This is a genomic window from Photobacterium atrarenae, assembly GCF_024380015.1.
In the GTDB taxonomy this organism is placed as follows: Bacteria; Pseudomonadota; Gammaproteobacteria; order Enterobacterales; family Vibrionaceae; genus Photobacterium; species Photobacterium atrarenae.
In genome coordinates this window covers 956086-970066 of record NZ_CP101509.1, presented here as the reverse complement: position 1 = coordinate 970066, position 13981 = coordinate 956086, and the positions used below count along the sequence as shown (strand labels likewise).

9 protein-coding genes and 3 pseudogenes are annotated in these 13981 nt (G+C 49.3%); 7 read left to right on the top strand and 5 right to left on the bottom strand.

Translation table 11 applies throughout. From position 1 onward, the window contains the following. Positions 1-163: 163 nt before the first annotated feature. On the top strand, positions 164-1711 hold the full coding sequence (locus NNL38_RS20445; protein ID WP_255390706.1) for an HAL/PAL/TAL family ammonia-lyase: 1548 nt from the start codon (positions 164-166) through the stop codon (positions 1709-1711). Between the two features lie 84 nt (positions 1712-1795). On the opposite strand, the gene NNL38_RS20440 is transcribed toward NNL38_RS20445, so the two are convergent. After that, on the bottom strand, positions 1796-3808 hold the full coding sequence (locus NNL38_RS20440; protein ID WP_255390705.1) for a methyl-accepting chemotaxis protein: 2013 nt from the start codon (positions 3806-3808) through the stop codon (positions 1796-1798). Between the two features lie 520 nt (positions 3809-4328). Continuing rightward, positions 4329-4427: pseudogene (locus tag NNL38_RS20435) on the bottom strand (transposase); the annotation flags it as partial. Positions 4428-4864: 437 nt separating this feature from the next. On the opposite strand from NNL38_RS20435, the pseudogene NNL38_RS20430 reads away from it, so the two are divergent. The 6 genes and pseudogenes from NNL38_RS20430 to rnk all read left to right on the top strand — a co-directional run. Beyond that, positions 4865-5595 (top strand): annotated as a pseudogene (locus NNL38_RS20430) (IS3 family transposase); the annotation flags it as partial. Between the two features lie 75 nt (positions 5596-5670). Continuing rightward, positions 5671-7238 (top strand): IS3 family transposase gene (locus NNL38_RS20425; protein ID WP_255387610.1). Its coding sequence is split into 2 segments (ribosomal slippage): positions 5671-6124 and positions 6124-7238, totalling 1569 coding nucleotides; the frame shifts between segments, so codons are not numbered across the junction. A gap of 36 nt (positions 7239-7274) precedes the next feature. Next, positions 7275-7697: pseudogene (locus NNL38_RS20420) on the top strand (IS3 family transposase); the annotation flags it as partial. Between the two features lie 173 nt (positions 7698-7870). After that, positions 7871-8299 carry an AHH domain-containing protein gene (locus NNL38_RS20415; RefSeq protein ID WP_255390704.1) on the top strand — a complete coding sequence of 143 codons (429 nt, stop codon included), beginning with the start codon at positions 7871-7873 and terminating at the stop codon, positions 8297-8299. Further along, the gene (locus tag NNL38_RS20410; RefSeq protein ID WP_255390703.1) at positions 8299-8868 is read left to right on the top strand and encodes a hypothetical protein; all 570 of its coding nucleotides are present in this window, start codon (positions 8299-8301) and stop codon (positions 8866-8868) included. The genes NNL38_RS20415 and NNL38_RS20410 overlap by 1 nt, the downstream gene beginning before the upstream one ends. Positions 8869-9787: 919 nt before the next feature. Next, on the top strand, positions 9788-10201 hold the full coding sequence (rnk, locus tag NNL38_RS20405) for a nucleoside diphosphate kinase regulator (RefSeq protein ID WP_255390702.1): 414 nt from the start codon (positions 9788-9790) through the stop codon (positions 10199-10201). Between the two features lie 84 nt (positions 10202-10285). On the opposite strand, the gene rfaH is transcribed toward rnk, so the two are convergent. From rfaH to NNL38_RS20390, 3 genes are all read right to left on the bottom strand, one after another. Continuing rightward, the gene (gene rfaH, locus NNL38_RS20400; RefSeq protein WP_255390701.1) at positions 10286-10771 is read right to left on the bottom strand and encodes a transcription/translation regulatory transformer protein RfaH; all 486 of its coding nucleotides are present in this window, start codon (positions 10769-10771) and stop codon (positions 10286-10288) included. Positions 10772-11716: 945 nt separating this feature from the next. Continuing rightward, complete coding sequence (locus NNL38_RS20395) at positions 11717-13102, bottom strand: FAD-binding oxidoreductase (protein WP_255390700.1); 1386 nt, start codon at positions 13100-13102, stop codon at positions 11717-11719. 219 nt (positions 13103-13321) lie between these two features. Beyond that, positions 13322-13954 carry a response regulator transcription factor gene (locus tag NNL38_RS20390; RefSeq protein ID WP_255390699.1) on the bottom strand — a complete coding sequence of 211 codons (633 nt, stop codon included), beginning with the start codon at positions 13952-13954 and terminating at the stop codon, positions 13322-13324. Positions 13955-13981: the final 27 nt, after the last annotated feature.

Genomic DNA, 13981 nt, shown 5'->3' with positions numbered 1-13981 from the left:
CAGCTCCGCCCGCTTCGCAGACCGTCCCCCCCTCCAGTGCTCGTGACGTGACCAGCCTCGAAAAACCAGACCTCACCATTATGATACCAGGGGCATATTGTATAGGATGAAATCATCAATAAGAGGTAAAACTATAACTCACTGATCAATAATGGATTTTATTATGAACGCTGATCATCAAGATGCCATCCTGTTTGGTGCCGAGCGACTGACCATTGAAGATGTGGTCGATATTGCCAATGGTGCCCGGGCTCAAATCAATGCCTCACCTGAATTCAACGCCAAAATTGACCGCGGTGTTGCGTTTCTCGATAGCCTGCTCAAGGAAGAAGGCGTGATCTACGGGGTCACGACAGGTTACGGAGACTCCTGCACGGTGGCGATCCCACCCGAGCTGGTCGATGAGCTGCCACTCCACCTGACCCGCTTCCACGGCTGCGGGCTTGGTGAACATCTTGACCACCAGCAGGCCCGGGCTGTACTGGCAACGCGCCTGTGCTCACTAAGCCAGGGGGTATCCGGCGTCAGCCATGAACTCCTCAATCAGATTGTCACCCTGATCAACCATGACATTACCCCGCGGATCCCCCAGGAAGGCTCTGTCGGTGCCAGCGGCGATCTCACACCACTGTCGTATCTGGCTGCCGCTCTGATCGGCGAACGAGAAGTGATGTATCAGGAAAAAGTTCGCCCGGCCGCCGAGGTCTATACCGAGCTGGGGCTTCATCCGATCACTCTCAAGCCGAAAGAAGGGCTGGCGCTGATGAACGGCACCTCAGTAATGACAGCCCTGGCCTGCCTCGCCTATAAACGAGCCGAGTACCTTGCCCAACTCGCGACCCGGATCGCCGCGATGGTCTCTGTCGGCATGCAGGGCAATGATTTCCATTTTGACGAAGCACTGTTTGCCGTTAAGCCGCATCAGGGACAACAACAAGTCGCCAGCTGGCTACGCAGCGACCTGCAATCCTCTCTGCCGCCACGCAACAGTGATCGCTTGCAGGATCGCTATTCGCTGCGATGTGCACCGCATGTGATCGGAGTGCTGCAAGACAGCCTGCCCTGGTTGCGCCAGCTGATTGAGAACGAGCTTAACAGCGCCAACGACAACCCAATAATTGACGGCGACAATGAGCGAGTGCTGCATGGTGGTCATTTCTACGGCGGTCATATTGCGATGGCGATGGACACCCTGAAAGTTGCGATTGCCAACCTGGCCGATCTGCTGGACCGACAGATGGCCCAGTTGATGGACTACAAATTCAATAACGGTTTACCGTTCAACCTCACCGGTGCCACCGGGGCGCGCAAACCCATCAACCATGGCTTTAAAGCGGTGCAAATCGGGATTTCCGCCTGGACTGCCGAAGCACTCAAACACACTATGCCGGCCAGCGTTTTCTCTCGCTCGACCGAGTGCCATAACCAGGATAAGGTCAGTATGGGCACCATCGCCTCACGCGATTGCCTTCGGGTATTGGAGTTAACAGAACAAGTCGCCTCGGCTTCGCTACTTGCCGCATCGCAAGCCCTGTTGCTGCGCGAAGCCCAGGGCGAGTTGCAAACCAGCCAGCTGAGCCCGGCTCTACAGGCCATGCTTACTTCTGTCCAGAAAGACTTTGAGATGGTGCGCGAGGACCGGCCACTGGAAAGCGAGTTGCGCTTATTTATCAGCAAGATCCGCGAGCAGAACTGGAAGATGTACGACTAAGCCGCCGCTCTGGCAGGCTTGGCTTACAGTGACAAAAATACCGGGCCCAGGCCCGGTATTGCAACACCTGCACTGCTGCTGATGTTATCGGGCAGTCATCCCAATCGGCGCATGCTCCGGATGGTCAATTTTAAAGTGACTGACTTCTTCCATCAGCTCAGCCATCCGTCCCTGCACCAGTGCCATTTCCTGATGAATATCGGCAATGGATTTTTTGGTGTTATCCGCCAGCTCCAGCAACTCATCCAGATCGGTATCAACGCTTTTCGCCGTTTGCGACTGCTCTGTGGATGCGGTCGCGATACTTACATTAAACTGGGCAATTTCGTTCACCGCCAAAATCAATTTCTCCACCAGCGACTTGGTATCCGACACCACTTCCTGAGCCTCATAACTGGCTTCACGGCTTTGCTGCATATTGTCAAAGGAGTCTTTGGCATTCTGGCCGATGCCTTCCAGCAGCTTACGGATGTCCTCTGTCGACTGTTTACTCCGCTGGGCCAGCGTCCGTACTTCATCGGCCACCACCGCAAACCCTCGTCCCTGCTCACCGGCACGCGCCGCCTCAATCGCCGCATTCAGCGCCAGCAGGTTAGTTTGCTCGGAAATCGCATTGATGGTGTCTAAAATCTCCGTCACGCTCCCCATCTGTTTTTCCAGTGCTTCAATACAGGCGAACGTCTGATCAACATTCTCCAGCAATTCAGTCGCAGACTGGAATGAGCGATCACTATGTTCAAAACAGGCTTCTGCGTTATCTTTCACCTGATCAGTACTGTGCTGCGCATCGACGGTGATCCCGGCAACCTCTTCACTAGTCTGCGCCATTTCCGTCATTGCCGTGGCAATGTTGTCACATCGCAGATGAGTCTGTTGGCTGGAGTCTTTCGCCCGGGCGACCAGATCAACCATTGCCGCCATCTCTTTTTCTGTCTGACTGGCAAAACGCAATGTCTTATGCAGCGTCGCACTCAAGCTACTGGCCAGTTGATCCACATGACTGGCAATCCGGCCAAATTCATCCCGCCGACCGTCGTCGAGGCGAATGGAAAGATCGTTATTCGATGCCATCCGATCCAGCTGAGCAATAAATTGCTCAACCCGTTCACGCATCGAGTTGACCATTTTGATCGTCAGCAGTACCAACGGCAGCACCAGCAACAGTACAATACCGATCATTACATTACGGATCAGGCTGGCTTCCGCCTGATGATGTCGCGCATGTGCCTTGATCTCGCTGGCAACATCATCGCGCAGCGCCTTGATCAGGCCAATCCGCTGGGTTGCCAGCGGGAACCAAACCGAGGCTTCCGGGCCGTCAATCGCCGAAAGGTTGTCGTGCTGCGCTAAAAATTGCTGCTGAATGGTCATGACTTGCTGCCAGACTGAATCACTCAGGATCGACTGCAACTGCTGCTGCGCATCTCCCGAGAGCAACATTCTCGCCTGTCGCAGCGCATATTGCTCAGCGCTCAAGTAATTGGAGATTTGGGTATATCGTTCTGGCGTCGACTGCTTGCCGGCAAACACCCCGTTCAGGGCGCCCCGGGCCATGCCGGCCTGTTCTTTAATCACCAGCAGTGCCAGTAAGCCCTGCATATCCTGCTTTAGATCCGGATCACTGAGCTGGGTCATCACCACCGCCAGATTATCCAGCGCCAGCTTGTTGATATTTGAATAGTAGGCAAATGGGGACTCTGTCAGGGACAACCGATCGACCTGGCCGCGAATCGTCTCACGCCGGTCCAGCTCTGGCTTTACATCACCCAACAAGGTTGCCACCACCTGCGGCTCCAGGTGCTGCGGGGAAAATGCCAGCAAGTGCTGGTAGGCTGCATCTGCTTTGTGCCTTTGCGCCAGCAATGCATCCCGCTGTTGGCTTTTACCTTGGGCAGCAATCACGCCAGCAGTTAAGCCGCGCTCAACCGCAAACTGATGCGCCACATCATCATACAACTCAAACAAGGTAACCGTTTCCAGCGACAGCTCCGTCTCAGCCACTTGCTGATTGGCCAGCTTGATTTGATAGCCAATGACACCGAGCAACAAAATGGTGGGAATAAAGAAAACGGTAAAAATGGTCTTTCGCAAATTCATAGCACGGGCCAGACTCAGCATACATCACCCTCAACAAAGCAATCCAAACTCCAAGATAACAAAGGCCATTCGTGCAACCGAATACTTATAAAGCATATTTCATTAAACTATGAACCGGCTCAAACTGACGGCGCAACAACTCTGATGGCATAGAAAGATATTTCACACCCCAATCACCGTGCTGTCTCTCCAAACAAGGCGGTGCCGCCGCCATCAAACCACCGTTCAAAAAACCATCAACGTCCTGTTATCCCACCGTAAAGTTACCCACTGTTTTTGTGGATAAACTTTTTTACCTCTTTAAAAACATAACGTTATCAATTGCAATCTTAGAGAAGGGATTTTTTATAATTCATAAGGGTGTTAATGATTAGCTGTAGCCGACCACGCGGTTTGAAAAACAAAACCGGAAGAATTGGAAAAACATTTTCTCAATCCATCCGGTTTTCATGCTTCAAGACTTAAACTCACAGACATGGGCTAGACAAGTAATATCATCACTTCTGCACCACCAACTCACTTTTGCTGCTTCAATCACCGTGTAGTCTTGGTCGAGAGCAAGCTGCACTGCTTCGAATTTAAACTCTACACTGAAAGTACGTCTTGTACGCTTGGTCATAGCTTAACCACATAAGTAGTCGAATGCATATCGACACCTCTATTCAGGTGGCCAAATTTAGTGTGCCACTTCACAAACATGACAACTTAAAAATGTGCTTTCTTCAGTCTTAGGTTCTCAACTGTGTAAATGGAGTAAATGCTATAGCTATCAGTAACACAATGAAATTACGAGACTTTGTACCCAAAATACAAACCTCACATTGATGGGTAAAAATTGAGCATATATATTGGGATCGCAGTGCAACATGTGGAGTATGAAAGTGTCCCTATCACAGAAACCTATGCCTTTGCCATTGAGGCCGTCGAACCCCTCCCCTCTCGAGTTAGCAGTGCATCGCTATGAGGTTGAGGCTATTACTCGCCATAATAAACTGAATAGCCACCGACTTGATAGACACCTTTTAGTTAGACAAAATGACTAGCAGAGAGGTGCTTATGAGCAGCAAGCGATACCCAGAAGAATTCAAAGTTGAAGCCGTCAAACAGGTTACTGAAAAAGGTCATAGTGTAGTCGATGTGGCAAATCGTTTAGGGACTACCACGCATAGCCTTTATGCGTGGATTAAACGCTACGGCCCAGATTCCTCCCAGTATCAAGCCAAGTCCGATGAAAGTGCCGAAATTCGTCGACTCAAAAAGGAGCTGCAAAGAGTCACCGAAGAAAGGGACATATTAAAAAAAGCCGCGGTGTACTTCGCAAGCCAGTCCGACTGAGGTACGCCTTTATCAAAGCCAATCAGGCTGTTTGGCCTGTTCGACGTATGTGTAAAGTCCTTAGCATCCACCCAAGTGGTTATTATGCTTGGCTTAAGCAACCCGACAGCAGACAGGAGAAACGGCGTAAATACCTTCTCGGACTCATCAAGCAGTTCTGGCTGGAATCTGGCGGCGTTTATGGCTATCGAAAAATATACAGTGATTTACGTGATGAAGGTGAATGTTGCGGTATCAACCAAGTTCACCGCTTGATGAAACGAGAAGGCCTACAGTCGCAAAGAGGATATCGAAAACCCAGGCTCAAAGTGGGCACAGAGAATGTCGTTGTTGCGAATAAGTTGGCCAGGGAGTTCAACCCGACAGCTCCAAATCAGTCTTGGGTGACCGATATCACGTATATAAAAACTCACGAAGGTTGGCTATACCTCGCAGTCGTCGTTGACCTGTTCCCCCCGGTGTCAGGATAGATGTCCAGATCTTAAATCGCCCAAAAATCCAGCAATGGAGGGCTAACGAAGGATACTATGCCAAGATATTCCGAAGAGAGAAAAGCCGCCATTTTAAAGAAGCTACTGCCACCGCATAACAAGACCATTCCGGAAGTCGCCGCGGAAGAACACATCAGCGAAGCAACGTTGTACAATTGGCGCAGTAAACTCCGTTCCGAAGGTAAACCTGTGCCAGGTAGTGAAAAAAACTCTGAACAATGGTCGGCAGAAGCCAAGTTCGCCACCGTCATCGAAACCGCCAGTCTGTCAGAAACAGAACTTAGTCAATATTGCCGTGAAAAAGGCCTGTATCCCGAGCAAGTTAAAGCATGGAAACTCGCTTGTATCAGTGGCGCAGCTCAAGCTGAACAGTCCAAGAAAACTGAGCAGACTGAACGTAAAGCGGATAAAAAGCGCATCCGCAAACTGGAAACAGAACTGCGCCGCAAAGACAAAGCACTTGCTGAAACGGCTGCGCTGCTGGTGCTGTCAAAAAAGCTCAACGTCTTGTACGGAGTCGAGGGCGAGGACGACTAACCCCTCTCGATGAGCGCCAGACGTTACTGCAGCTATTCGATGAAGCTGTCGCTAATGGCGCGCCTCAGTACAAGACAGCTGAACTTATACAAGTGCCTGAACGAACCTTGCGTCGCTGGCGTACGTCAAACGGTCATGTATTGGCTGATCTTCGCCCTCTGGCTATCCGACCGGAGCCGAAGAATAAATTGTCAAAGCAAGAGCGCCAGCACATTCTGGACGTCTGCAATGACGCTGAATATGCCAGTTTACCACCCAGCCAAATCGTGCCGCGACTGGCTGATAAGGGAGACTATATTGCTAGTGAATCAACCATATATCGTGTACTGAAAGCCAATGATCAATTACACCACCGAGGACGGGCAAAACCACACAAGCCCGCCACGGAGCCAGTCTCTCATGTAGCGACGAAGCCCAATGAGATCTGGACTTGGGATATTAGTTACCTGCCATCGAATGTCCGCGGCCTGTACTGGTATCTCTATATGGTCATTGACATTTACAGTCGCAAGATCGTTGGCTGGGAAGTCCATGACCGTGAATGTGGTGCGCTAGCTTCTCAGTTGATTGAGCGCGCGACATTCAGTGAACGCTGCTTTGTAAAACCGCGTTATCTGCACTCAGACAACGGAGCGCCAATGAAGTCACTGACCTTGCGCGCAAAGTTAGACGAAATGGGCATCAGTACATCGTTTAACCGTCCCGGCGTCAGCAATGACAACGCTTACTCAGAGTCATTGTTCCGTACCACTAAGTACCGCCCGGATTATCCAGCGCATGGTTTCAAGGATCTGGCAGCAACACGTGAATGGATGCTGAACTTTGTAAACTGGTACAACAACGAGCACCGCCACAGTGCGATTAAGTTCGTGACGCCCGCGGAGAGGCACCGCAACCTGGATGCCAAGGTGTTGGCGAAGCGACATACTGTTTATCAGTTGGCAAAAGCCAAACACCCTGAGCGTTGGGCTAAGGATACTCGAGACTGGTCACCGATCGGCGCGGTAACACTAAACCCTGAAAGGGCAGATAACAACCAACAAGGCGGTCAAAAAAGAGCCGCTTAATTAGAGAATCTGGTCAACTACCTTGAAATCTACCGGTTCTCTCGGAGAGTGATTGGTTGGTCGATGAAAAGCAGAATAACGAAAGAGCTGGTGTTGGACGCGCTCCTGATGGCGATATGGCGACGCTCACCGTCAGAGAAGGTACTCGTGCATTCCGATCAAGGAAGCCAGTATACAAGTCATGACTGGGATAAATTCTTAAAGCAGCACGGTCTGGAATCAAGCATGAGCCGTCGGGGCAACTGCCATGACAATGCGGTAGCTGAAAGTTTTTTCCAGTTACTGAAAAGGGAAAGAGTGAAGCGAAAGATCTATTCCACTCGGGAAGAAGCGCGGATGGATATCTTCGAATATGTCGAGATGTTCTACAACGTCAAACGCAGACACGGTTCCAATAATCAGTTGTCACCAGTAGAGTATGAAAAGCGGTATGAAGAAAGGTTAATTAGTGTCTACTGAGTCGGTGGCTATTCAAACGATTAGCAAACAACAAAGCTCACGACTCGAAGGAAGCAAAGAAAGATTTTGAACATTTAAAGCTACTAAGACGTAATCTTTCTGCACAGGCATATTTACAAAGTTCATTGACTGAATATCGAGAAAACAGCTCAAAAAAAACACCTGAGGAATTGATGCAAGAGCCTCATCATCCAACAAATGTGCTATCTCGTAACTTAACAAGTATTGGAGAGCACAAACCTAGCCCACGGCATGATCCTCACCATATCATCATGGGGGCAGGGCGATTCAGACAAATGGAAATGATGTCGGCTCGCCTTAACCTTCATATCTTCGGTATTGGTATTAATGACCCTCGCAACGGGGTTTGGTTGCCACGCAACAGAAAAGATTCTGGCCACTGGACAACGCCTGATGCCCCTTCTCATAAGCAGATCCATCGGTATAATTATGAAACTTGGATCGTAAAAAACTTGAGCAATGATATGCTGCCGGAGCAAGTGTTTTTGAATCGGCTTAGAAATATTAAAAATAAATTAAAAAACTCGACTTATCCTGATGAGGTAATGGCGAAGAAAAATCCGGAGTGGGAAGGTGATTAATGAACGTTTATCAGTTGAAAGAACTACCTAAAGAATATCAAGGACTCCAACTTGGTCCATCAGAGCTATTTGCCGCAATAGGTAAGCAACACATGATGACCATACATAAACAGCGCTCTCAAAATACATCATTGTTACCAATTTGGGCTAATGTCTCTGCTTCATTTAGCGATGTTTTGGGTAAGAACTCTACATTACCCGATGTTTCTCTTTGGGCCAGCACATACTTGGTGCTTCGGGACAATGCCTACAACATACTAAAGCCTGCTCTAGAGAAAGAAGGTGAATTCTTACCGATATCAATTGAAGGTGAGCATGCTTTTATTTTCAACTGTCTATCTTTCGCCGTCGAAGATGAATCTCTATGCGTTAAAAAATACCTTGATGGTATCGAGGATGGCTTAGAGACATTGTACTTTGACGAAGACGATATAAAAGATCGACTTCTTTTTAAGTCTCGACTACAAGGATGCCAAACACTATACGCCACAGAAACATTTAAAACTCTCTGTGAAGAGCATGGTTTACATGGCTTACATTTTGAACCTGACTTACTAAGTGTCTTCTAAAAAGAGCGTTTCGGCGATCTTGTACCTATGTGACACTGTTCGTATTAGCTGTTGGTAACACTGACAGCAACTACACCTAAAGTATCCATTGGTGAGTAATAGGTAGCATCATGGATATTTCTCAATTCTTCAATATATTGTTCTCTTTGAGGCAGCTTTCCAATCGTCAGATTCGGCACTTTCGCTGCACGTGCAAAAGCGTCTTGAAAAAAGATGAACTAAACTTAGCTATGGAAACGAGAGCGTAGTGGTTAGACCACTACCGCTTCTGCAATTGCCCGATGATTATCAGGTGATTTGTTGAGCTATGAAGTGGCATACTAAAACCCACTCCACTACCTTGATGACTGAGTCGACACATTAGCAAGGGGGTGAAAGCGAGTTTTCATCGCCGGGCTGATATTTGCCGGTTATAACCAGGCACGCCTGTAAGCCGACCGCCAGCGCAGCATAATTCAGTCCGGTTTCAGCGCCGCTGATAGAAACGGCGTTAGGATCATGAGAGTCAAACTCACTAAACTCTGAGCAAATATTGGAGTGGACCAGACGATAGGGTTGCAACTGAGATCGAAAAACAGTGCTTGGATCATGCTTGCCCCCTTCGGTTAAGTGTAGAGGGCCTGTCCACCAAAATACGCAACCTGTTTGTTATAGCACGGAATTTCAGCTACCATCACTTATACCAATCACTGTAAATCAGTATTCAGAAATAGCGCCGGAAAAACGCAGTAGTCGAGCGTTTTAACAAGCTAGGATGACCAATTATTTACTCGATTGGTATTCGTGCCTCTTCGCACGCTCACAGTGTCTGCAGACATCATAGAAGCCATTTCCGTACCGCATATTGCATTTTCCCGGAGCTGATATTTTAGCTCTGCCGGGCACTGTATAACATTTTCAATCAGATAACGGTGAAATAATGACCAAGCAACCCAGTATTACCATTTCTTCTCTGGATGCCGAAAGGCTGGATAGCTTATTGGAAAACCTGTCGGATGCATCGCACCCCGGCAAAGCAGCTCTGGAAGCAGAATTGGATCGTGCTGATATTGTCGCCCCGGAGGAGATCCCGGCCGATGTCGTCACCATGAACTCCACGGTCCGTTTTGTGGTGGAATCTTCCCAGGAGCCCTTCTGCCTGACCCTGGTCTACCCGAATGAGACCGAGGGAAAAGCTGATCGGATCTCTATCCTTGCACCGGTTGGCAGTGCCTTACTGGGATTATCCGTCGGCGATTCCATTGAGTGGCCCAAACCCGGTGGCGGCATGTTACATGTACGGATCGAAGCAGTGCTCGAGCAACCCGAACGCAGTGGTGCATATCATCGTTAATGATCACCTGAGAACCTGATCTGCAACTATCAATATGGACAACACATAGCCGGGTCTATGTGTTGTTTAGGACCCGGCCCGGTATTACACCACTTTGCGAATATTTTTATTATCGACGCTGACTTTGACTTCACGGTTAATCATATGAAGCAGCAGCATTGAACGTTTGTCGCCATCCGGCTCAAGGAAAATTGCCTGAACTTCCTGTATCGCCCCTTGATTCACTTTCACTTTATCGCCGGCAATCAAGGCCACTTCCGTGTTCACATTTCGCAGCTGAATCTGGGTGATCAACTCAGGTGGAATTTCTTTGGGAGTCTGGCCAAACCGAATAAAGTCAGCAACCCCACGAGTGGAACGAACCGTGGTAAAACTTGGACCACACTCATAATCAAATTGGACAAATAAATAAGACGGAAATAACGGTGTTTTGACCACCACTTTCTTCCCACGCCGAATGACCTCTTTATTGACGAATGGTGTATAACATGCAACACCTATTCGCTCTAAGTTCACAATCGCTCGTTCAATCTCGTTATTTTTGCAGTACAGTAAATACCACTTCTTCATGATTCCGTGCTCTTCTTGTCCATTGGTGTTAAACCACAAGTTTAACGACAGCCATGACGTTCAATGACCAATTCACAGCACAGTATCTGCCCCGGCCGTGATGTCATCACAACGTTAAATTTCTTTCAATCTATGCTCATCAAACGGTTTGTGCCAAAATTGAGATTCACAAACATGACAAGTGACTTTCATGCTGTTTTTCTTCAGTAGCCGCTCAATCACCGTCCTTTTTGAGCGCATAAACATTTGTTCTTGCTTGCATTTTGGGCAATGCATATGCAACACAGCCATAAGGCCTCCACGACACCAACTGTTAAACTCATCAATATATGCAATCGCTTGCTCAAATTTGCCACGCATTATCCATAGTTAATGCATGAATAAAAATGGTGACATGTGATCATGGGACGAATGTCAAAATTAAGAAAAGATATTCACTCAAATGTAATGTTTAGGTAAACAAATAAGTCAAAAATGACCCCTTATATATAAATTTATCAATTTCAGTGATTTTCATCTAACAATAAAACAGTCATTAACCAGCGGGAAGAATAAAGCCTCTATCTATACCCATGAAAAATACAAGTTACAATGTATTCGATTACATCTTCATATTTGTTTTTCCTGAAGCGAGATGAGCTTTCGATGTTTAACTGATCTGTTTATTTGCGGTTAAATAACGACCGCTTAAAATCATACTCCGATCCCATAATTTATTTGTTTCATTTGGCAGCCGCCTATGAGCCCCCGCTATAGTTATTCACTTTCATGGTTGAAGCAGCCATGAACCCCCTGACTGTTTCTTAAATTCCATCAGCCATATCAAAGCGAACCGATCACATGAAGAAACGCCGTCATCCTGATGAGCAGTCAGCGCCTGACGATCTGACCGACCCGCGGCGGATCAGTCGATACCGCCGCAGGATAACGGCCCGGGCAAGGGATTCAGCCTGGGTTGATATTCTGATTCATCCGGAACAGATTGGTCGGATCATATTTCTGTTTAATCTCCACCAGCCGCTCATAAGTACTCCCGTAAGCAAACGCGACCCGGTCGCCCTCATCATGGGTGAGGAAATTAATATAAGCTCCGCTACTGGCAAACGGCTGGGATTTGGCAAAAAACGCCCGCGACCAGCCGATACAGGCTTCATCTTCCGCGGCCGTCTCCCACCGGGCATGGACATTCATGACATAGTTGGCATCACGACTGGAGTAAGCCATCGCATCCGGTGCAACCCGTCCAGTTTGTGCCCCAATGGTACCGATAAAGATTTCACATTGATCGGACGGCAGCTGGCTGGCGTATTCAATCAGCACATCCAGCACTTCATCCGTCAGCTTGGTAAAATTGTGGGACTTCCAGTAATTGCGGGCCCCTTTGGTGAGCAATGGATCAAACGCCTGTTGCCAATCAACAAAAGGCTGCACCCCGATATGCTCACCAAGCGGTGTGCCAAATTCCCGCAGCGGTGCAATTAAGCTTTCGCCTTCTGCCGGATCGCCAATATAAAAGATTGCCAAGGCAATAATTTCACTCCCGTGCACCGCTTCCGGCAGGAACGGTAGGGGTGGCGCCTTGCGGGTGACCATCCAGACATTCATCTCATCCGGCATGGTTTCGGTAAAGCGGGCAAACTGCGTCAGGATCTGCTTCGCCTGGGCAAACGGAAAGACGATCAGCCCGCTCAAAACGTCCGGGCCAACCGGGTGCAGCGCATACTCAAAGCTGGTCACCACACCGAAATTCCCGCCGCCGCCGCGAACTCCCCAGAACAAATCGTCATTCTCGGTGGCACTGGCCCTCACCTGGTGGCCATCCGCTGTGACCATGTTCACTGCCAATAAGTTATCAACTGTCATGCCGTATTTTCGACTGAGCCAGCCAAACCCGCCCCCCAATGTTAAACCGGCAACGCCGGTGGTAGAGTTGATCCCCAATGGCGTTGCCAGCCCGTGCGCCTGCGCTGCGCTGTCAAAATCTCCCAGGGTGCAGCCCGGCTCAACAATGGCCCGCCAGGTATTGGGATTGACGATCACCTGATTCATCGGTGAGAGATCGATCATGATCCCGCCGTCACAGACGGCATTCCCGGCAATGTTGTGGCCACCGCCACGAATCGAGACCAGCAGATCATGCTCGCGGGCAAAATTGACCGCCTGGACGACACATTCGGCCGAGGTACACTGGGCTATTACCGCCGGCTTTCGGTCGATCATCGCATTCCAGATCTCGCGCAGCTCATCATAATTTTCATCATCGGGGAGACAAATCGCCCCCTGGAAATGCGCCTTAAACTTCTCAATCATCGCCGCTTTTAGCTGGCTCATACCCGCCTCCTGAGTCGTTTTATGATTCGTAGGATCGCTTCTGCCGGGCGCTTGGCTTCTGCCAAGACCCTGTACGACCTTCTTCCTAAGTAAAACGTATCTTCACAACTCAAGTTGTCCCATCTTGAGACAATCCACAGCGCGTACGAAGAAAAGGAGGGGGAATTAAACAACTCCTGGAATTTCTCAGGAGACAGGTAAAAATGGGTAGCGCCGTTGCTATTTCGCCCGCAGATCCAGGGGATCAACCAGACCCGCGGCAATCGCCATGCCGACCAGCGCTGGCAGGTGATCCGCTGCCAGGCGCTTCATCACCCGGGAGCGATACAAGTCAACGGTTTTGACGCTGATCCCTAACTGCTCAGCAATTTCCCGATTGGTAAAGCCCTGCACCAGGGGCAAAAAGACATCCTGCTCCCGCGGTGTCAGCCCGGCCAGCTGCTCCTGAACAGCCTGCTTGGTATAGCTGACGGTCACAGTTGTCTTGCTATTCAGGGCCTGCTGGACACTATCGAGCAGTAACTGCTCATTATAGGGTTTTTCGATAAAATCCACCGCACCGGCTTTAAATGCCCGTACCACAATCGGCACATCGGCATGGCCGCTGACAAAAATCACCGGCAGGTGAATGTCGCGCCGACGCATTTCTTCCTGCACATGCAACCCACCCATCCCGGGCATCCGAATATCCAGCAACACACAGGCATTGGCTTTGGGATCGCACGCCTCAAGAAATGCCTGGCCACTGCTAAAGGGCACAGCTTTCAACCCGACCGACTCGAACAACCACAGGGTCGAATCCCGCATTCCCTGATCATCATCGACGACATAGACAATCTGCTCACTCAGCATTGCTTCTCCTTAGCCTATTCAATCCAG